This is a genomic window from Buttiauxella agrestis (assembly GCF_900446255.1).
In the GTDB taxonomy this organism is placed as follows: domain Bacteria; phylum Pseudomonadota; class Gammaproteobacteria; order Enterobacterales; family Enterobacteriaceae; genus Buttiauxella; species Buttiauxella agrestis.
On sequence record NZ_UIGI01000001.1, the window covers coordinates 409,697 to 429,180 of the forward strand.

At 49.0% G+C, this 19,484-nt stretch carries 27 protein-coding genes, 2 tRNA genes and 1 rRNA gene; 24 read left to right on the top strand and 6 right to left on the bottom strand.

Translation table 11 applies throughout. The features are described from left to right. Positions 1–18: 18 nt before the first annotated feature. From rpsH to DY231_RS02070, 15 genes are all read left to right on the top strand, one after another. Positions 19–411, top strand: coding sequence for a 30S ribosomal protein S8 (rpsH, locus tag DY231_RS02000; RefSeq protein ID WP_034461770.1), 393 nt, complete (start codon positions 19–21; stop codon positions 409–411). A 13-nt stretch (positions 412–424) separates the two neighbouring features. Next, positions 425–958 (top strand): 50S ribosomal protein L6, encoded by a 534-nt coding sequence (rplF, locus tag DY231_RS02005; protein WP_034461769.1) that lies wholly within the window; start codon positions 425–427, stop codon positions 956–958. Positions 959–967: 9 nt separating this feature from the next. Continuing rightward, positions 968–1,321: a 50S ribosomal protein L18 gene (gene rplR / locus DY231_RS02010; protein WP_034461768.1), complete on the top strand. Its 354-nt coding sequence runs from the start codon at positions 968–970 to the stop codon at positions 1,319–1,321. A gap of 14 nt (positions 1,322–1,335) precedes the next feature. Continuing rightward, the gene (gene rpsE / locus DY231_RS02015; RefSeq protein WP_034461766.1) at positions 1,336–1,836 is read left to right on the top strand and encodes a 30S ribosomal protein S5; all 501 of its coding nucleotides are present in this window, start codon (positions 1,336–1,338) and stop codon (positions 1,834–1,836) included. Positions 1,837–1,842: 6 nt separating this feature from the next. After that, a complete protein-coding gene (gene rpmD, locus DY231_RS02020; protein ID WP_004846568.1) occupies positions 1,843–2,022 on the top strand; it encodes a 50S ribosomal protein L30 in 180 nt (59 codons plus the stop codon). Positions 2,023–2,025: 3 nt separating this feature from the next. Further along, positions 2,026–2,460: a 50S ribosomal protein L15 gene (gene rplO, locus DY231_RS02025; protein ID WP_034499019.1), complete on the top strand. Its 435-nt coding sequence runs from the start codon at positions 2,026–2,028 to the stop codon at positions 2,458–2,460. A 7-nt stretch (positions 2,461–2,467) separates the two neighbouring features. Then, on the top strand, positions 2,468–3,799 hold the full coding sequence (gene secY, locus DY231_RS02030; RefSeq protein ID WP_034499015.1) for a preprotein translocase subunit SecY: 1,332 nt from the start codon (positions 2,468–2,470) through the stop codon (positions 3,797–3,799). Positions 3,800–3,829: 30 nt separating this feature from the next. Then, entirely contained in the window at positions 3,830–3,946 is a 117-nt protein-coding gene (rpmJ, locus tag DY231_RS02035) for a 50S ribosomal protein L36 (protein ID WP_000868187.1), read from the top strand. A 146-nt stretch (positions 3,947–4,092) separates the two neighbouring features. Then, positions 4,093–4,449, top strand: coding sequence for a 30S ribosomal protein S13 (gene rpsM, locus DY231_RS02040; protein WP_034461763.1), 357 nt, complete (start codon positions 4,093–4,095; stop codon positions 4,447–4,449). Positions 4,450–4,465: 16 nt separating this feature from the next. Beyond that, positions 4,466–4,855, top strand: coding sequence for a 30S ribosomal protein S11 (rpsK, locus tag DY231_RS02045; protein WP_004138423.1), 390 nt, complete (start codon positions 4,466–4,468; stop codon positions 4,853–4,855). Positions 4,856–4,886: 31 nt separating this feature from the next. After that, positions 4,887–5,507, top strand: coding sequence for a 30S ribosomal protein S4 (rpsD, locus tag DY231_RS02050; RefSeq protein ID WP_034461762.1), 621 nt, complete (start codon positions 4,887–4,889; stop codon positions 5,505–5,507). Between the two features lie 25 nt (positions 5,508–5,532). Then, positions 5,533–6,522: a DNA-directed RNA polymerase subunit alpha gene (locus DY231_RS02055; RefSeq protein WP_034461761.1), complete on the top strand. Its 990-nt coding sequence runs from the start codon at positions 5,533–5,535 to the stop codon at positions 6,520–6,522. A gap of 40 nt (positions 6,523–6,562) precedes the next feature. Beyond that, positions 6,563–6,949: a 50S ribosomal protein L17 gene (rplQ, locus tag DY231_RS02060; RefSeq protein WP_034461760.1), complete on the top strand. Its 387-nt coding sequence runs from the start codon at positions 6,563–6,565 to the stop codon at positions 6,947–6,949. Between the two features lie 143 nt (positions 6,950–7,092). Continuing rightward, positions 7,093–7,512 (top strand): Zn(2+)-responsive transcriptional regulator, encoded by a 420-nt coding sequence (zntR, locus tag DY231_RS02065; protein ID WP_115627103.1) that lies wholly within the window; start codon positions 7,093–7,095, stop codon positions 7,510–7,512. A 62-nt stretch (positions 7,513–7,574) separates the two neighbouring features. Beyond that, entirely contained in the window at positions 7,575–7,817 is a 243-nt protein-coding gene (locus DY231_RS02070) for an alternative ribosome-rescue factor A (RefSeq protein WP_115627104.1), read from the top strand. Here the strand turns inward: DY231_RS02070 and mscL are convergent. From mscL to def, 5 genes are all read right to left on the bottom strand, one after another. Beyond that, on the bottom strand, positions 7,792–8,205 hold the full coding sequence (gene mscL, locus DY231_RS02075; RefSeq protein ID WP_115627105.1) for a large-conductance mechanosensitive channel protein MscL: 414 nt from the start codon (positions 8,203–8,205) through the stop codon (positions 7,792–7,794). The genes DY231_RS02070 and mscL overlap by 26 nt on opposite strands. 159 nt (positions 8,206–8,364) lie before the next feature. Beyond that, a complete protein-coding gene (gene trkA / locus DY231_RS02080; protein ID WP_034499005.1) occupies positions 8,365–9,741 on the bottom strand; it encodes a Trk system potassium transporter TrkA in 1,377 nt (458 codons plus the stop codon). A 47-nt stretch (positions 9,742–9,788) separates the two neighbouring features. Then, a complete protein-coding gene (gene rsmB / locus DY231_RS02085; RefSeq protein WP_115627106.1) occupies positions 9,789–11,078 on the bottom strand; it encodes a 16S rRNA (cytosine(967)-C(5))-methyltransferase RsmB in 1,290 nt (429 codons plus the stop codon). Between the two features lie 76 nt (positions 11,079–11,154). Then, positions 11,155–12,102: a methionyl-tRNA formyltransferase gene (gene fmt, locus DY231_RS02090; RefSeq protein WP_115627107.1), complete on the bottom strand. Its 948-nt coding sequence runs from the start codon at positions 12,100–12,102 to the stop codon at positions 11,155–11,157. Between the two features lie 21 nt (positions 12,103–12,123). Beyond that, complete coding sequence (gene def / locus DY231_RS02095) at positions 12,124–12,633, bottom strand: peptide deformylase (RefSeq protein ID WP_115627108.1); 510 nt, start codon at positions 12,631–12,633, stop codon at positions 12,124–12,126. Positions 12,634–12,761: 128 nt separating this feature from the next. On the opposite strand from def, the gene dprA reads away from it, so the two are divergent. Genes dprA through DY231_RS02125 form a run of 6 tightly spaced genes read left to right on the top strand, consistent with a single transcriptional unit; the run spans position 12,762 to position 16,558 of the window. After that, on the top strand, positions 12,762–13,886 hold the full coding sequence (dprA, locus tag DY231_RS02100; RefSeq protein ID WP_115627109.1) for a DNA-protecting protein DprA: 1,125 nt from the start codon (positions 12,762–12,764) through the stop codon (positions 13,884–13,886). Continuing rightward, complete coding sequence (gene smg / locus DY231_RS02105) at positions 13,858–14,331, top strand: DUF494 family protein Smg (protein WP_115627110.1); 474 nt, start codon at positions 13,858–13,860, stop codon at positions 14,329–14,331. Before dprA ends, smg begins: the two co-directional genes overlap by 29 nt. Before the next feature lie 24 nt (positions 14,332–14,355). Next, a complete protein-coding gene (locus DY231_RS02110; RefSeq protein ID WP_115627111.1) occupies positions 14,356–14,898 on the top strand; it encodes a DNA topoisomerase family protein in 543 nt (180 codons plus the stop codon). A 6-nt stretch (positions 14,899–14,904) separates the two neighbouring features. After that, entirely contained in the window at positions 14,905–15,477 is a 573-nt protein-coding gene (gene tsaC / locus DY231_RS02115; protein ID WP_115627112.1) for an L-threonylcarbamoyladenylate synthase type 1 TsaC, read from the top strand. 8 nt (positions 15,478–15,485) lie between these two features. After that, the gene (gene aroE, locus DY231_RS02120; RefSeq protein ID WP_115627113.1) at positions 15,486–16,304 is read left to right on the top strand and encodes a shikimate dehydrogenase; all 819 of its coding nucleotides are present in this window, start codon (positions 15,486–15,488) and stop codon (positions 16,302–16,304) included. Next, positions 16,301–16,558: a DUF1488 family protein gene (locus DY231_RS02125; RefSeq protein ID WP_115627114.1), complete on the top strand. Its 258-nt coding sequence runs from the start codon at positions 16,301–16,303 to the stop codon at positions 16,556–16,558. Before aroE ends, DY231_RS02125 begins: the two co-directional genes overlap by 4 nt. On the opposite strand, the gene DY231_RS02130 is transcribed toward DY231_RS02125, so the two are convergent. After that, positions 16,534–17,088 carry a gamma carbonic anhydrase family protein gene (locus tag DY231_RS02130; RefSeq protein ID WP_115627115.1) on the bottom strand — a complete coding sequence of 185 codons (555 nt, stop codon included), beginning with the start codon at positions 17,086–17,088 and terminating at the stop codon, positions 16,534–16,536. The two genes, DY231_RS02125 and DY231_RS02130, sit on opposite strands and share 25 nt — an antisense overlap. A gap of 510 nt (positions 17,089–17,598) precedes the next feature. Here DY231_RS02130 and DY231_RS02135 point away from each other — a divergent pair. The 3 genes from DY231_RS02135 (at position 17,599) to DY231_RS02145 (ending at position 19,473) form a co-directional block, all read left to right on the top strand. Continuing rightward, positions 17,599–19,138 (top strand): 16S ribosomal RNA (locus tag DY231_RS02135). Between the two features lie 69 nt (positions 19,139–19,207). Then, positions 19,208–19,284: transfer RNA gene (locus DY231_RS02140), tRNA-Ile, on the top strand. 113 nt (positions 19,285–19,397) lie between these two features. Then, positions 19,398–19,473 (top strand) — tRNA-Ala (locus DY231_RS02145). Positions 19,474–19,484: the final 11 nt, after the last annotated feature.

Sequence of the window (19,484 nt, forward strand, 5' to 3'; positions counted from 1 at the left end):
TCACGGGAGTAAAGACAGATGAGCATGCAAGATCCGATCGCGGATATGCTGACCCGTATCCGTAACGGTCAAGCCGCGAATAAAGTTGCGGTCACCATGCCTTCCTCCAAGCTGAAATTGGCAATTGCCAACGTGCTGAAAGAAGAAGGCTATATTGAAGATTTTAAAATCGAAGGCGACATCAAGCCTGAACTGGAACTGACTCTTAAGTATTTCCAGGGCAAGGCTGTGGTAGAGAGCATTCAGCGAGTCAGCCGCCCAGGTCTGCGCATCTATAAGAAAAAAGATGAGCTGCCTAAAGTTATGGCCGGTATGGGTATTGCTGTCGTTTCTACCTCTAAAGGTGTTATGACTGATCGTGCAGCGCGCCAAGCTGGTCTTGGTGGCGAAATTATCTGCTACGTAGCCTAATTGGAGGAATAAAATGTCTCGTGTTGCTAAAGCACCGGTCGTTATTCCTGCTGGCGTAGAGGTAAAACTCAACGGTCAGGTTATTTCGATCAAAGGTAAGAACGGCGAGCTGACTCGTACAATCAACGATGCTGTTGAAGTTAAACACGCTGATAATGCACTGACTTTCGCTCCACGCGAAGGTTTTGCTAACGCGTGGGCCCAAGCGGGTACCACTCGTGCGCTGTTAAATGCAATGGTTATCGGTGTTACCGAAGGCTTCACTAAGAAGCTGCAGCTGGTTGGTGTAGGTTATCGTGCAGCAGTTAAAGGCAATGCGGTGAGTTTGGCCCTGGGCTTCTCTCATCCTGTTGAACATGCTCTGCCAGCGGGAATCACTGCTGAATGTCCAACTCAAACTGAAATCGTGCTGAAAGGCGCTGATAAGCAGATGATTGGACAAGTGGCTGCTGATCTGCGCGCCTACCGTCGTCCTGAGCCTTATAAAGGCAAGGGTGTTCGTTACGCCGACGAAGTCGTGCGTACCAAAGAGGCTAAGAAGAAGTAAGGTAACACTATGGATAAGAAATCTGCTCGTATCCGTCGTGCGACCCGCGCACGTCACAAGCTCAAAGAACTGGGTGCGACTCGTCTGGTGATTCACCGTACGCCTCGTCATATTTATGCACAGGTTATCGCACCGAACGGTTCAGAAGTCCTGGTAGCTGCATCTACTGTAGAGAAAGCTATCGCTGAGCAACTGAAGTACACTGGAAATAAAGACGCCGCTACAGCTGTGGGTAAAGCTGTTGCAGAGCGCGCACTGGAAAAAGGTATTACGAAAGTATCCTTTGACCGTGCTGGTTTCCAATATCATGGTCGTGTCCAGGCACTGGCAGATGCTGCCCGTGATGCTGGCCTTCAGTTCTAAGGTAGAGGTGTAAGATGGCTCACATCGAAAAACAAGCTGGCGAACTGCAGGAAAAGCTGATCGCGGTAAATCGCGTATCTAAAACCGTTAAAGGTGGTCGTATTTTCTCCTTCACTGCTCTGACAGTGGTTGGCGATGGTAACGGTCGCATTGGTTTTGGTTACGGAAAAGCGCGTGAAGTTCCAGCAGCTATCCAGAAAGCGATGGAAAAAGCCCGTCGCAACATGATTAACGTCGCGCTGAACCACGGCACCCTGCAGCACCCTGTTAAAGGTGTGCATACAGGATCTCGTGTGTTCATGCAGCCGGCTTCCCAGGGTACCGGTATTATTGCCGGTGGTGCAATGCGCGCCGTTCTGGAAGTCGCTGGAGTTCATAACGTTTTGGCTAAAGCATATGGTTCCACCAACCCGATTAACGTGGTTCGTGCAACTATTGATGGCCTGGCGAATATGAAGTCTCCGGAAATGGTCGCTGCCAAGCGTGGTAAATCCGTTGAAGAAATTCTGGGGTAATTGACCATGGCAAAGACTATTAAAATTACACAAACCCGCAGTGCGATCGGTCGTTTGCCGAAACACAAGGCAACGCTGCTTGGCCTGGGTCTGCGTCGTATTGGCCACACCGTAGAGCGCGAGGATACTCCTGCTGTACGTGGTATGGTCAACGCGGTTTCCTACATGGTTAAAGTTGAGGAGTAAGAGATGCGTTTAAATACTCTGTCTCCGGCCGAAGGGTCTAAGCACGCTTCCAAGCGTCTGGGTCGTGGTATCGGTTCTGGCCTCGGTAAAACCGCTGGTCGTGGTCACAAAGGTCAGAACTCTCGTTCTGGCGGTGGCGTACGTCGCGGTTTTGAAGGTGGTCAGATGCCGTTGTACCGTCGTCTGCCGAAGTTTGGTTTCACCTCTCGCAAAGCAATGATCACCGGTGAGATTCGTCTCTCTGATCTGGCGAAAGTTGAAGGCGACGTAGTTGACCTGAACACGCTGAAAGCAGCAAACATTATCGGTATTCAGATTGAATTCGCGAAAGTGATTCTGTCTGGCGAGGTTTCTCGTCCGGTAACTGTTCGCGGCCTGCGTGTCACTAAAGGCGCTCGTGCTGCTATCGAAGCTGCTGGCGGTAAAATCGAGGAATAAGTAGCAGATGGCAAAGCAACCGGGATTAGATTTTCAAAGTGCTAAAGGCGGGCTAGGTGAGCTGAAACGCAGACTGATGTTTGTTATCGGTGCGCTGATTGTTTTCCGCATTGGCTCTTTTATTCCGATCCCTGGTATTGATGCCGCTGTACTTGCCAAACTGCTTGAACAACAGCGAGGCACTATCATTGAAATGTTTAACATGTTCTCTGGTGGTGCTCTCAGCCGTGCTTCTATCTTTGCATTGGGTATCATGCCGTATATTTCGGCATCGATTATTATCCAGCTGTTAACGGTGGTTCACCCAGCGTTAGCAGAGTTGAAGAAAGAAGGGGAATCTGGTCGTCGTAAGATTAGTCAGTACACCCGTTACGGAACTCTGGTGTTGGCAATATTCCAGTCAATCGGTATTGCTACCGGTTTACCGAATATGCCTGGTATGCAGGGCCTGGTGTTAAACCCAGGCTTTGCATTCTACTTCACCGCTGTTGTGAGTCTTGTCACGGGAACGATGTTCCTTATGTGGCTGGGCGAACAGATTACTGAGCGTGGTATCGGCAACGGTATCTCAATCATAATCTTCGCTGGTATTGTTGCGGGTTTGCCGCCGGCCGTTGGCCATACTATCGAGCAAGCAAGGCAAGGCGACCTGCACTTCCTTCTGTTGCTGTTGGTTGCAGTACTAGTATTCGCAGTGACCTTCTTCGTTGTTTTTGTTGAACGTGGTCAACGCCGCATTGTGGTAAACTACGCAAAACGTCAACAAGGTCGTCGTGTCTATGCTGCGCAGAGCACGCATTTACCGCTGAAAGTGAATATGGCTGGTGTTATTCCAGCAATCTTTGCTTCCAGTATTATTCTGTTCCCTGCAACGATTGCATCGTGGTTTGGGGGCGGAACCGGTTGGAACTGGCTGACTACAATTTCGCTGTATTTGCAGCCTGGGCAACCGCTTTATGTGTTACTCTATGCGTCTGCAATCATCTTCTTCTGTTTCTTCTATACGGCGTTGGTTTTCAACCCTCGTGAAACAGCAGATAACCTGAAGAAGTCCGGTGCATTTGTACCAGGAATTCGTCCGGGAGAACAAACGGCGAAGTATATTGATAAAGTAATGACCCGCCTGACCTTGGTTGGTGCGTTGTACATTACCTTTATCTGCCTAATCCCGGAGTTCATGCGTGACGCAATGAAAGTGCCTTTCTACTTCGGTGGAACCTCACTGCTCATTGTTGTCGTGGTTATCATGGACTTTATGGCTCAAGTGCAAACTCTGATGATGTCAAGTCAGTACGAGTCTGCATTGAAGAAAGCGAATCTGAAAGGCTACGGCCGTTAATAGTCGCTTGAGAAGTTACGGAGAGTAAAAATGAAAGTTCGTGCTTCCGTCAAGAAATTATGTCGTAACTGCAAAATCGTTAAGCGTGACGGTGTTATTCGCGTGATTTGCAGCGCCGAACCGAAGCATAAACAGCGTCAAGGCTGATTATCTCGCATATTTTTCTTGCAAAGTTGGGTTGAGCTGGCTAGATTAGCCAGCCAATCTTTTGTATGTCTATGCGTTTCCATTTGAGTATCCTGAAAACGGGCTTTTCGGTATGGGACGCATAATCTAAATAGTAGGAGTGCATAGTGGCCCGTATAGCAGGCATTAACATTCCTGATCAAAAACATACCGTGATCGCTTTAACTTCGATCTACGGTGTAGGCAAGACTCGTTCAAAGGCCATTTGTGCTGCGGCGGGTATCGCTGAAGATGTTAAGATCAGAGAGCTGTCTGAAGAACAAATCGACACGCTGCGTGACGAAGTTGCCAAATTTGTCGTTGAAGGTGATCTACGCCGTGAAGTGAGTATGAGCATCAAGCGTCTGATGGACCTTGGTTGCTATCGCGGTTTGCGTCATCGTCGTGGTCTGCCAGTACGCGGTCAGCGTACGAAGACCAACGCACGTACCCGTAAGGGTCCGCGCAAACCGATCAAGAAATAATCGGGGTGATTGAATAATGGCAAAGGCACCAGTTCGTGCACGTAAGCGTGTAAGAAAACAAGTCTCTGACGGCGTGGCTCATGTCCATGCTTCTTTCAACAACACAATCGTTACTATTACTGATCGTCAGGGTAATGCATTGGGTTGGGCAACTGCCGGTGGTTCCGGTTTCCGTGGCTCTCGCAAGTCCACTCCGTTCGCAGCTCAGGTTGCAGCAGAGCGTTGCGCAGAAGCTGTGAAAGAATACGGTATCAAGAACCTTGAAGTTATGGTTAAGGGACCGGGTCCAGGCCGCGAATCTACTATTCGTGCTCTGAACGCCGCTGGTTTCCGCATCACTAATATTACTGATGTGACTCCGATCCCTCACAACGGTTGTCGTCCGCCGAAAAAACGTCGCGTATAACGCTCGTTTTTAGGAATGTTGGAGAAAGAAAATGGCAAGATATTTGGGTCCTAAGCTCAAGCTGAGCCGTCGCGAGGGCACAGACCTGTTCCTGAAGTCTGGTGTTCGCGCGATCGATACCAAGTGTAAAATTGAACAAGCTCCTGGCCAGCACGGTGCGCGTAAACCGCGTCTGTCTGACTATGGTGTGCAGTTGCGTGAAAAGCAAAAAGTTCGCCGTATGTTCGGTGTTCTGGAGCGTCAGTTCCGTAACTACTATAAAGAAGCAGCTCGTCTGAAAGGCAACACCGGTGAAAACCTGTTGGCTCTGCTGGAAGGTCGTCTTGACAACGTTGTTTACCGTATGGGCTTCGGTGCTACTCGTGCAGAATCACGTCAGCTCGTTAGCCACAAAGCAGTAATGGTAAATGGTCGCGTTGTTAACATCGCTTCTTATCAGGTAACTCCGAATGACGTAGTTAGCATCCGTGAGAAAGCCAAAAAGCAATCTCGCGTGAAGGCCGCTCTGGAGCTGGCTGAACAGCGTGAAAAGCCAACCTGGCTGGAAGTTGATGCTGCTAAGATGGAAGGTGTGTTCAAGCGTAAGCCTGAGCGTACAGATCTGTCTGCGGACATTAACGAACACCTGATCGTCGAGCTTTACTCCAAGTAAGGCTTAGTACCAAAGAGAGGACACAATGCAGGGTTCTGTGACAGAGTTTCTAAAACCGCGCCTGGTAGATATCGAGCAAGTGAGTTCGACGCACGCCAAGGTGACCCTTGAGCCTTTAGAGCGTGGCTTTGGCCATACTCTTGGTAATGCACTGCGCCGTATTCTGCTCTCATCGATGCCGGGTTGCGCGGTGACAGAGGTTGAGATTGATGGTGTACTACATGAGTACAGCACCAAAGAAGGCGTTCAGGAGGATATCCTGGAAATCCTGCTCAACCTGAAAGGGCTGGCGGTGAGAGTTCAAGGTAAAGATGATGTTATTCTTACTCTGAATAAGTCTGGCATTGGCCCTGTGACTGCAGCCGATATCACCCATGATGGTGATGTCGAAATCGTCAAGCCGCAGCATGTGATCTGCCACCTGACCGATGAGAACGCATCTATTAGCATGCGTATCAAAGTTCAGCGCGGTCGCGGTTATGTGCCGGCCTCTGCCCGAATTCATTCGGAAGAAGATGAGCGCCCAATCGGACGTTTGCTGGTCGACGCTTGCTACAGCCCTGTAGAGCGAATTGCCTACAATGTTGAAGCTGCGCGTGTAGAACAGCGCACCGACCTGGATAAGCTGGTCATCGAAATGGAAACCAACGGCACAATCGATCCTGAAGAGGCGATTCGTCGTGCGGCAACCATTCTGGCTGAACAACTTGAAGCTTTCGTTGACTTACGTGATGTACGTCAACCAGAAGTTAAAGAAGAGAAACCAGAATTCGATCCGATCCTGCTGCGCCCTGTTGACGATCTGGAATTGACTGTCCGCTCTGCTAACTGCCTTAAGGCAGAAGCTATCCACTATATCGGTGATCTGGTACAGCGTACCGAAGTTGAGCTGCTCAAAACGCCTAACTTGGGTAAAAAATCTCTTACTGAGATTAAAGACGTGCTGGCTTCCCGTGGTTTGTCTCTGGGCATGCGCCTGGAAAACTGGCCACCGGCAAGCATCGCTGACGAGTAACCGGATCACAGGTTAAGGTTTTACTGAGAAGGATAAGGTCATGCGCCATCGTAAGAGTGGTCGTCAACTGAACCGCAACAGCAGCCATCGCCAGGCTATGTTCCGCAACATGGCAGGTTCACTGGTTCGTCATGAGATCATCAAGACGACTCTGCCTAAAGCGAAAGAGCTGCGTCGCGTAGTTGAGCCGCTGATTACTCTTGCCAAGACTGATAGCGTTGCTAATCGTCGTCTGGCATTCGCCCGCACTCGTGATAACGAGATCGTGGCAAAACTGTTTAATGAATTGGGTCCGCGCTTTGCAGCGCGTACTGGTGGTTACACTCGTATTCTTAAGTGTGGCTTCCGTGCTGGTGATAACGCTCCGATGGCTTACATCGAGCTGGTTGACCGCGCCGAATCTCAAACAGAAGCTGCTGCAGAGTAATCTGTAGTAACGTGAAAAAACCGGGCTTGCCCGGTTTTTTTATATCTGAAATTCCCCTCCGGCATTAATTCATCGTATCTTTGTTGTATCTCTTACCAGCAAGAACGACATACGTTGCTTCATAAAATTGTTGAGGAATAATCATGTTTCGTATTGGAGAGTTGGCCAAACTGGCGGACGTTACACCTGATACCATTCGTTATTACGAAAAGCAGCAAATGATGGCTCATGAAGTCAGGACTGAAGGCGGATTCAGACTTTACAGCGAAAGTGATTTACAGCGTTTGAAATTCATCCGTTATGCCAAGCAGTTAGGCTTCACTCTTGAAACGATCAGTGAACTTTTGTCTATCCGAGTTGATCCCGAACATCATACATGCCAGGAATCAAAGAGCATTGTGCAGTCGAGGCTGCTCGAAGTTGAGTCGAAAATTAAAGAATTACAGCATATGAAAAGATCATTACAAAGACTGAATGATGCCTGCTGTGGAAGCGCTCATAGCAGTGAGTATTGTTCAATTCTCGAGGCTCTTGAGCAAGGTGCGAGCCAGCGAAAAGAATAAATTGCAGTCCGATATGTGCAGGCATAGAATAATGCCGTTATTTTAATCTATCTGGAGTTTGTATGAGCAAGTATCAGCATAAAAAAGGTGTCATCAGGGATAATGCCATCGAGGCTTTACTGCATGACCCGTTATTTCGCCAAAGAGTTGAGCAGAATAAGAAAGGGAAAGGTAGTTATCAACGAACAGCAAAACATGGAAAACGTAGTAACTGGGAGGCCAGTGGCAAACAAGCAAATTGTTTTTTTACCACTGGCCTTCCTGTTTTAACTAGCGCAATCAGATTCGCTCATTCTGCTGTTTAAGCAGGTCGCGGATTTCGCTGAGTAATATTTCTTCTTTTGTTGGCACCGGTGGTGCTGCAGGTTCTTCTTTTTTCTTACGATTCAGTTGGTTTAGCGCTTTGATTGCCATGAAGATTGCGAACGCAACGATCACGAAATCAAAGATATTTTGAATAAAAACGCCGTAATGCATTACCACTGCCGGAATATCTCCGACTGCAGGTCTTAGCGTTATAGCGAATTGTTTAAAATCAACACCACCAATCAATAACCCCAGTGGCGGCATAATAATATCTGCAACCAGTGATGAAACGATTTTCCCGAATGCCGCACCAATGATGACACCCACTGCCAAATCAACAACATTTCCGCGCATCGCGAATTCGCGAAATTCTTTTAACATGCTCATTTTTCTCTCCTTGTTCCGGCTGACGTTAATAAGTCTAACAAATGATGACTCGATTGCCATTACATCAGGAAATAAGAATTTATTGCTAATTCAATAGGTTTAGTAAGGTTTATCGAATTTGAAAGTGAGTGGGCAGAAAAGTAATCTGCCCAAAAGTGATTACAGGAAGAATGGACTCGGCTGGAACAGGCGTTCTACATCGCTAACAAATTTCTTATCTGTCAGGAACATAATGACATGGTCACCTTGTTCGATGCGTAAATTGTCATTAGCGATCATGACATCATTGCCACGAACGACTGCGCCGATAATTGTTCCTGGCGGAAGTTTTATCTCATCAATAGATCGTCCTACTACACGTGAAGTACTTTCGTCACCGTGCGCAACGGCCTCAATCGCTTCGGCTACTCCACGACGCAAAGATGAAACGCTGACGATATCAGCTTTCCGCACGTGCCCCAGAAGCGCCGAAATGGTGGCTTGCTGCGGTGAAATTGCAATATCAATTACGCTGCCCTGTACCAGGTCCACGTAAGCTTTACGCTGAATAAGAACCATCACTTTTTTGGCTCCCATACGTTTAGCCAGCATCGCAGACATAATATTTGCTTCATCATCGTTGGTGACGGCGATAAACAAATCTACCTGTTCGATATGCTCTTCAGCCAGCAGCTCCTGATCGGAAGCATCGCCATAGAATACAATGGTGTTTTGCAGCATTTCCGCAAGTTCGGCTGCGCGTTGTGGATCGCGTTCAATAAGCTTAACGCTGTAATCCTTTTCAAGGCGTTGCGCCAGACCAGCGCCAATATTACCGCCGCCAACGAGCATGATGCGCTTATACGGTTTTTCCAGACGTTGTAGCTCACTCATTACCGCCCGAATATGCTGAGATGCGGCAATGAAGAAGACTTCGTCCCCAGCTTCAACGATGGTTGAACCTTGCGGGCGAATTGGACGGTCATGGCGGAAAATAGCGGCGACACGAGTTTCGATATGCGGCATATGTTCACGCATCGTCGAAAGGGCATTCCCTACCAATGGGCCACCGTAATAGGCTTTCACTACCGCAAGACTGACTTTCCCTTCTGCGAAATTCACGACCTGAAGCGCCCCAGGATACTCAATCAGACGATAAATATTGTCGATAACTAATTGTTCTGGCGCAATAAGATGGTCAATTGGCACAGCTTCAGCGTTAAACAAACGCTCGGCGTCACGCACGTAATCTGGCGCACGGATACGCGCAATTCGGTTTGGCGTGTTAAACAACGAATACGCCACCTGGCAGGCGATCATATTCGTTTCATCAGAACTGGTAACAGCAACCAGCATATCGGCGTCGTCTGCACCTGCTTCGCGTAAAACACGTGGATGCGAGCCGTGCCCCTGCACAACACGTAAATCGAACTTATCTTGCAAGCTGCGTAGGCGATCCTGATTAGTATCAACAACGGTAATATCGTTGTTCTCACCAACCAGGTTTTCTGCCAGCGTGCCGCCAACCTGGCCAGCACCGAGAATTATTATTTTCATTGTTTATAGCTTCATGGGTGATGAAACCTAAGACTCAGCAAACTGAATCAGCTCTTAATTAGCTTAGCGTAAAAGAAGCCGTCACCGTCTTCCTGGGAAGGTAGATTCTGGATCCCCGGCTTTTCAGTTGTACCCGTTTCAACCAGTTTTGCTTCTGGATGCAGGGCCAGGAATGCGGCGACTTGCTGGCAATTCTCTTCCGGCAGGATAGAACAGGTCGCGTAGACCAATGTTCCACCCGTTTTCAGTTTTGGCCAGATAGCTTCAAGAATCTCTTTTTGCAGCGCGGCTAATTCAGCGATATCACGGTCACGGCGCAGCCATTTGATATCCGGATGACGTCGAATAACCCCTGTTGCTGAACATGGAGCGTCAAGAAGAATACGATCAAATTGCTGGTTGCCACACCACTGCTCAGGGTAACGACCATCACCTTTTTTCACATCAGCGGTCATTCCCAAACGTTGTAGGTTTTCGTGGACTCTTTTCAGGCGCTGTTCATCAATGTCTACTGCCATGACACGCGCTTTTGGAGCAGCTTCCAGAATATGTGTCGTTTTTCCGCCCGGTGCCGCACACAAATCCAGGATCGTATCGCCGTTTTGCGGATCAAGCAGATCAACACAACCCTGAGCTGAGGCGTCCTGAACAGTCACCCAGCCCTCTTCAAATCCAGGCAGCGCATGCACAGGAGCTGGAGTCTCGAGACGCACAGCGTCGCGATATTGCGGGTGAGCATGTCCTTCAAAGCCTTTTTCAGCCAGTAGTGCCATCCACTCTTCACGCGTTTGATGCTGACGGTTCACGCGTAGCCACATTGGTGGGCGCTGATTGTTAGCCTCAATGATGGATTGCCACTGATTAGGGTAGGCTTTTTTCAAACGTTGCAGCAACCAGGAAGGATGTAAAAAACGACTTTCGTGTTTCGCCGCTTCCGCCATTAATTCTTCTTGCTGCCGTTGGAACTGACGAAGAACGCCATTAATCAGCCCTTTCAGCGACTGGCGTTTAATTGCTACCGCGCCTTCAACCGTTTCTGCCAGAGCGGCATGGGCTGGAATTCGGGTATAAAGCAGCTGATAAAAACCCACCATAATCAGATAGTGGATGGTGCGTTGCTTGCCGGTCATTGGACGGGACATCAATTTACCAATCAGCCATTCTAGCTGCGGTAAGGTGCGTAATACACCAAAGCAAAGCTCTTGTAGTAAAGCTCTATCTTTATCAGAGACTTTTTGTTGCATGGCTGGTAGGACATTGCTGAGCGATTGGCCCTGTTCCACAACTTGTTCAATCGTCTGTGCGGCCATACTGCGAAGATTTTGTGTTTTTTTCATAACAACGCTCTGGTTTTTCGGCGCTTAAAAACAAAAATGCCCAGGTGTTTGACCTGGGCGCAAAGAATTTCTTTTATCAGGCGAGGAGTGCACCTGGCTTAAACCATTCGCTGCGAGAGTTCAGAATATCCTGAGCGCTCATTGCTTTTTTACCTGCGGGTTGAAGCGATTCCAGATTTAAAATCCCTTCACCTGTTGCCACCTGAATACCCTGCTTACTGGCTTCGATGATTGTTCCAGGGATTGCTTTAGCCGGCTGGTTGATCACGGATGCTTGCCAGATTTTGACAGGCTGCCCGTCAATTTCCAGCCAACTCATTGGCCACGGGTTAAATGCACGGATATTGCGCTCGAGCTGTGCCGCGGAAAGTGACCAATCGACGCGGGCCTCTTCCTTGCTGAGCTTTTCAGCGTAAGTCACTAATTCTTCATTCTGAGTTTCAGGTTTTGCAGTGCCTGCTGCCAACTGACTCAATGTTTCCAGTAACCCCTGAGGGCCAAGCTCTGCCAGTTTATCGTACAACGTTGCGCTGGTATCTGTCGCTTCAATCGGGCATGCGAGTTTAACCAGCATATCGCCAGTATCCAGACCAACATCCATCTGCATGATGGTTACGCCAGTTTCAGCATCACCTGCCCATAATGAGCGCTGGATAGGCGCCGCACCGCGCCAGCGTGGCAGCAGTGACCCGTGCACATTGATGCAACCCAGGCGAGGCATATCAAGAACTGCTTTTGGCAGAATCAAACCGTAAGCCACGACGACCATCACATCGGCATCCAGGTTGGAAACCAATTCCTGATTTTCAGCAGGGCGCAATGACGCAGGTTGAAAAACGGGGATATTCTTTTCCGTAGCCAACACTTTGACAGGACTCGGCATCAGCTTTTTACCACGTCCAGCGGGCCGGTCGGGTTGTGTGAATACGCCAACGACCTGGTGCTGAGAAGACAACAGCGCGTCTAGATGACGCGCTGCGAAGTCAGGTGTGCCAGCGAAAATAATACGTAGTGAATCAGACACATTATTCCCTTTTGTGATGTATTAGGCGCTCTTATTCAGGCGAGCCATTTTTTCCAGTTTCTGACGAATACGCTGACGTTTCAACGGCGAAAGATAATCGACGAAAAGTTTGCCAACCAAGTGATCCATCTCGTGCTGAATACAAATAGCCAGCAGGCCATCAGCTTCTAGTTCGTACGATTTACCTTCACGATCGAGCGCGCGGATTTTGACTTTTTCCGCACGTGGAACCAGTGCACGTTGTTCAGGAATAGAAAGGCAACCTTCTTCGATACCTGTTTCACCGCTTTTTTCCAGCAGTTCAGGGTTAATCAACACCAGCCGTTCATCGCGATTCTCGGAAACATCAATCACGATAATACGTTGATGGATATCCACCTGCGTTGCTGCCAGGCCAATACCTTCCTCTGCGTACATTGTCTCGAACATGTCATCGACAATCCGCTGAATCTCCGCATTCACCTCTTTAACCGGCGTCGCAACAGTGCGAAGGCGCTCGTCCGGAAAATGTAATACCTGCAAAACTGACATAAATATCCAGAGCTGTGTTCAATTGATAGAAAGATTATTACCTCTATTCTAGACATTTCCCCGCCTGATTGACAGCATCAGTGACCAATCGCAAGGATTGCTTTTATAGCTTATGGCAGGGGGAAGTTATGCCAACAAAAGAGATTTGGTTACGCCTTATGGCTGTTCAAAGCTTGAGTGGCGATAAGCTATTAAAAATTGCCCATTTCTTATTGAGTGAGTCGGAGTATTCGTCATTCTCGCTGGCTAAAGCAGGGATGTCTGCTCCACAGATATCTCAGTTTCTGGCACTCAGTAATAAAGAACTGGAAGCATCATTCAACTGGCTTGAACAACCTAATCATCATCTCCTGACTGCAGATGACCCAGCATATCCCGAGCAACTACGGGCAATAGACTGTTACCCCGCAGCGCTATTTGTCGCGGGTGATGTGGCGCTTCTTTCCAGTAATCAGCTTGCAGTAGTGGGTAATCGCGGCCTTACTCTTTACGGCGAACGTTGGTGCCGGATGTTTTGTGAGCCACTCGCTACCGCTGGGTTAACAATAACCAGTGGCCTGGCTTTGGGTATTGATGCGGTAGCGCACCGCGCAGCACTCAATGTTCATGGAAAAACCCTCGCGGTATTGGGAAACGGTCTGGCAGAAATCTACCCCAAACGGCATAAGCAGTTGGGTCAGCAGATCATTGCTGAAGGAGGGACGGTAGTATCTGAGTTTCCACTTACGACCTCGCCGTATCCTGGTAACTTCCCTCGCAGAAATCGCATCATTAGCGGGCTAAGCCGGGCAGTATTTGTTGTGGAGGCGAGTGAGCGCAGCGGTTCGTTGGTTACAGCGCGTTATGCCCTCGAACAAGGCCGTGAACTATTTGCATTACCTGGGGCCGTGGGTAGCCCGGGGAGTGAAGGCCCGCATTGGTTGATTAAGCAGGGGGCAACTCTTGTGAGTCATCCTACAGATATTCTCGAGTATCTAGAAAACGAACTGCAATGGCTTCCGCCACCTCACAAAGCATTAATATATTCACACAATGAAGGGGATCGCACATTGCCATTTCCTGAGCTGTTGGCTAACGTAGGAGATGAGGTTACACCTGTTGACGTCGTCGCTGAACGTGCCGGCCAACCTGTGCCAGTTACGGTAGCCCAGCTACTCGAACTGGAGTTAGCAGGATGGATCGCAGCTGTACCCGGCGGCTATGTCCGATTGAGGAGGGCATGCCATGTTCGACGTACTAATGTACTTATTTGAAACCTACATCCACAACGAAGTGGAAATGCGAGTTGATCAAGATAAATTAACGCGTGATCTCGCCGACGCTGGTTTTGATCACGAAGACATTTATAACGCTCTTGTATGGCTTGAAAAACTGGCAGACTATCAAGAGGGTCTGACAGAACCCATGCAACTGGCCGCTGACCCGCTTTCTATGCGGATCTATACCGCAGAAGAATGCCAGCGACTTGATGCGACTTGCCGGGGGTTTTTACTGTTCCTGGAACAGATTCAGGTGCTGAACCTCGAAACTCGTGAAATGGTCATTGAACGAGTATTGGCGCTAGACACCGCTGAGTTTGAGCTGGAAGACTTAAAGTGGGTAGTGCTAATGGTACTGTTCAATATTCCGGGTTGCGAAAACGCATATCAGCAAATGGAAGAATTACTCTTCGAAGTAAATGAAGGTATGCTGCACTAAATTAAAGTCGCAGCATGGGATGTTATGACCAAATCAGCACTGTTCACTGTGCCTAAAAATGAACCCTGTCCACAATGCGGGGCAGGGTTAGTGATTCGTTCCGGTAAACATGGCCCTTTTCTTGGCTGTTCTCATTACCCGGAATGTGATTATGTGCGCCCGCTAAAAAACCAGGCTGACGCCCATATAGTTAAAGTACTGGAAGGCCAGCTCTGCCCGTTATGCCAGGAGAACCTTGTTCTACGCCAGGGGCGTTTTGGCATGTTCATTGGTTGTAGCAACTATCCTTCCTGCGAACACACGGAAGTCATCGATAAACCTGATGAAACGGCAATTAGCTGCCCGCAATGCCAGCAGGGGAAATTAGTCCAGCGCCGTTCTCGATTTGGCAAAACATTTTGGTCTTGTGATAGCTACCCGACATGTCAGTTTGTTATCAACAGCAAACCGGAAGCGGGCGAATGCCCTGTATGTCACTATCCTTTACTTATCGAAAAGAAAACCGCACAGGGCTTAAAACATTTCTGTGCCAGTAAACAATGTGGAAAGCCGGTAACGGCGGAATAAAAGCTTGTGAAGACAAACCTGCAAAAAGAGCAACTCGTAGAGATCGTTGCCGCCTTAAAAGAACAACAAGTCATCGCTTATCCAACCGAAGCTGTATTCGGTGTCGGTTGTGATCCTGACAGTGAATTAGCCGTTACGCGTTTGCTTGAGTTAAAACATCGTCCTGTCGACAAAGGCCTGATTCTGATTGCTGCGAATTTCGAGCAACTAGTTCCTTATATAGATAGTTCCGCACTTTCACAAAAGCAGACAGAAGATGTGTTTTCTTGCTGGCCAGGACCAGTGACTTTTGTCTTTCCTGCGCTTCCTTCAACGCCGCGCTGGCTAACGGGTCGGTTTGATTCCCTGGCTGTGAGAGTCACTGACCATCCTTTAGTTCGCGATTTATGCGAGGCGTTTGGCAAACCTTTGGTTTCCACCAGTGCCAACTTATCCGGCCTACCTCCGTGTCGCACTGCCGATGAAGTCTCGCTGCAATTTGGCGATAACTTCCCGGTATTGCGTGGTGATACCGGAGGCCGCCAGAATCCTTCTGAAATTCGTGACGCTTTGACCGGCGAACTTTTCCGCCAAGGGTAATTTAGTTAATGGAAACCTTTGCCGTTTTTGGTAACCCAATTCAGCACAGCAAATCACCGCAAATACACAAGATGTTTGCTGAACAACTAACTATCGAGCATCCATATGGTCGCGTGTTGGCACCTGTTGATGCTTTTATTGAAACACTGGAGCAATTTTTCCAGGCTGGCGGCAAAGGCATCAACATTACCGTTCCTTTTAAGGAGCAGGCATTCGCTCGGGCAGATGAACTGACTGAACGTGCAGCTTTAGCCGGAGCGGTGAATACTCTCAAACGTCTGGAAGATGGTCGTCTGTTGGGGGATAACACTGACGGTATTGGGTTGTTAACCGACCTGGAACGTTTGTCGTTCATTAAACCGAGGCAGCGCATTTTGTTGTTAGGTGCTGGTGGAGCGGCAAGAGGGGTATTATTGCCACTGCTTTCACTTGATTGCGCAGTAACGATAGTTAACCGAACCTTTTCCCGAGCACAAGAACTCGCACAACTCTTTAGCCACACTGGAAGTGTTAAGGCGTTGGCGCAATGTGACCTCGATGGCCATGAATTTGATCTCATTATCAATGCGACTTCGAGTGGAATCGCTGGTGACATTCCAGCGATCCCAGCGTCGCTGCTTTCGCACAACGTTTATTGCTACGACATGTTCTACCAAAAGGGTGAAACCCCCTTCCTGCTTTGGTGCAAACAACACGGCGTTCAACACTACGCTGACGGTTTGGGGATGTTGGTGGGGCAAGCTGCGCATGCATTTTTACTGTGGCATGGAGTATTACCTGAAATCACACCCGTGATAGAAAAGCTAAAACAGGAAATGTTGCAGTGAACCAGGCGATCCAGTTTCCCGATCGTGAATGGTGGGACGATAAGTGTCAGGCTATTTGTTTTCCTGCGGTAGTAAATGGGTTTCAGGTGATGTGCGGCATTTCCGGGGAGATTATCGCCAGCCGCTATGGTGGCGATAATAATGAATCATGGCTCGAGCACTTCCGTCTTCATCGTTGGGACCTGGAAGAAGAAGCTGAGGCAATGATTGTCGAAGACGAAGATGACGATCAAGGCTGGGTCTGGCTTTCCTGAGCGAGGTATTCATCTTTCCATCGTACATAGTTATTGGCTGAGTATTTTAAGCCTTCCCGTTCTTCTGATGTGAGTGGGCGAATCTGTTTAACCGGGCTACCCAAATAAAGGTAACCACTTTCAAGTCGCTTGTGTTGTGGCACCAGACTTCCCGCACCAATCATTACGTCATCTTCTATTACTACACCATCCAGCAAAATCGATCCCATACCGACAAGCACGCGATTGCCAATAGTGCAGCCGTGCAGCATGACCTTGTGTCCAACAGTTACATCTTCACCAACAACTAGCGGGTTACCTTCCGGGTTGTAGGCGGATTTATGCGTGACGTGCAGAACACTGCCATCCTGAATGTTGCTACGAGCACCAATAGCGACATAGTTTACGTCACCACGAATGGCGACTAGCGGCCAAATACTCACATCATCGGCAAGACGTACATCGCCAATGACGACACTGGAACTATCAAGCATCACTCGTTGGCCGACTTTAGGGTAAGTTTTTTGAAAAGGTCGTAATACTGCGGACATAAATACCTCTGGAAGTTCTCTTCGTAGATAGACTGTGGCTGCTTTCTGAACCGAAGGCAAGAAGGGAAACCGTCAAAAACAGGGCAGATCGAACACGATCGCAGCGAAAAGGGCGAAAACTAATCAGTCAGTAGAAAAGATCGAAAAAAGGGTTGTGCAATAAAAAGAGATCCCTATAATGCGCCTCCATCGACACGGAACATGTGAACAACATCACAGAGTAACGGCGGCGATGAGAGTCAAATATCCTGAAATTAAGGGTTGACTCTGAAAGAGGAAAGCGTAATATGCGCCACCTCGAGTTAGCAAGCGAAAGCGCCTGACTCACTGCTCTTTAACAATTTATCAGACAATCTGTGTGGGCACTCGCAGGATTGATATCTCAGATACCTTCGGGTATCAAAAAAATATCAAGTCTTGAAGAGTGACCAAGCAGTAATTCATTTAGTTGAATTATTACGAAAGTTAATTTTTGAGCACCGCTTCACGAGTTGAAGCAAATCAAGCTTTTAATTGAAGAGTTTGATCATGGCTCAGATTGAACGCTGGCGGCAGGCCTAACACATGCAAGTCGAGCGGTAGCACAGGGAGCTTGCTCCTGGGTGACGAGCGGCGGACGGGTGAGTAATGTCTGGGAAACTGCCTGATGGAGGGGGATAACTACTGGAAACGGTAGCTAATACCGCATAACGTCTTCGGACCAAAGAGGGGGACCTTCGGGCCTCTTGCCATCAGATGTGCCCAGATGGGATTAGCTAGTAGGTGAGGTAATGGCTCACCTAGGCGACGATCCCTAGCTGGTCTGAGAGGATGACCAGCCACACTGGAACTGAGACACGGTCCAGACTCCTACGGGAGGCAGCAGTGGGGAATATTGCACAATGGGCGCAAGCCTGATGCAGCCATGCCGCGTGTATGAAGAAGGCCTTCGGGTTGTAAAGTACTTTCAGCGAGGAGGAAGGCATTGTGGTTAATAACCACAGTGATTGACGTTACTCGCAGAAGAAGCACCGGCTAACTCCGTGCCAGCAGCCGCGGTAATACGGAGGGTGCAAGCGTTAATCGGAATTACTGGGCGTAAAGCGCACGCAGGCGGTCTGTCAAGTCGGATGTGAAATCCCCGGGCTCAACCTGGGAACTGCATTCGAAACTGGCAGGCTAGAGTCTTGTAGAGGGGGGTAGAATTCCAGGTGTAGCGGTGAAATGCGTAGAGATCTGGAGGAATACCGGTGGCGAAGGCGGCCCCCTGGACAAAGACTGACGCTCAGGTGCGAAAGCGTGGGGAGCAAACAGGATTAGATACCCTGGTAGTCCACGCCGTAAACGATGTCGACTTGGAGGTTGTTCCCTTGAGGAGTGGCTTCCGGAGCTAACGCGTTAAGTCGACCGCCTGGGGAGTACGGCCGCAAGGTTAAAACTCAAATGAATTGACGGGGGCCCGCACAAGCGGTGGAGCATGTGGTTTAATTCGATGCAACGCGAAGAACCTTACCTACTCTTGACATCCAGAGAATTCGCTAGAGATAGCTTAGTGCCTTCGGGAACTCTGAGACAGGTGCTGCATGGCTGTCGTCAGCTCGTGTTGTGAAATGTTGGGTTAAGTCCCGCAACGAGCGCAACCCTTATCCTTTGTTGCCAGCGGTTCGGCCGGGAACTCAAAGGAGACTGCCAGTGATAAACTGGAGGAAGGTGGGGATGACGTCAAGTCATCATGGCCCTTACGAGTAGGGCTACACACGTGCTACAATGGCGCATACAAAGAGAAGCGACCTCGCGAGAGCAAGCGGACCTCATAAAGTGCGTCGTAGTCCGGATCGGAGTCTGCAACTCGACTCCGTGAAGTCGGAATCGCTAGTAATCGTAGATCAGAATGCTACGGTGAATACGTTCCCGGGCCTTGTACACACCGCCCGTCACACCATGGGAGTGGGTTGCAAAAGAAGTAGGTAGCTTAACCTTCGGGAGGGCGCTTACCACTTTGTGATTCATGACTGGGGTGAAGTCGTAACAAGGTAACCGTAGGGGAACCTGCGGTTGGATCACCTCCTTACCTAATAGATACGAACTTGCGTAGTGCTCACACAGATTGTCTGATAGAAAACGAGCAGTAAAACCTTATAGGCTTGTAGCTCAGGTGGTTAGAGCGCACCCCTGATAAGGGTGAGGTCGGTGGTTCAAGTCCACTCAGGCCTACCAAATTCTCCGCTATCCTGCGTTACAGCATCACTCGCATATTTCAATATGCTTCGTGACGCTGCGCCTTGACTAGCGAATAATTCACGGTAAATCAAAGGTTTTACGAAATCGATGGGGCTATAGCTCAGCTGGGAGAGCGCCTGCCTTGCACGCAGGAGGTCAGCGGTTCGATCCCGCTTAGCTCCACCATCATTTCATGC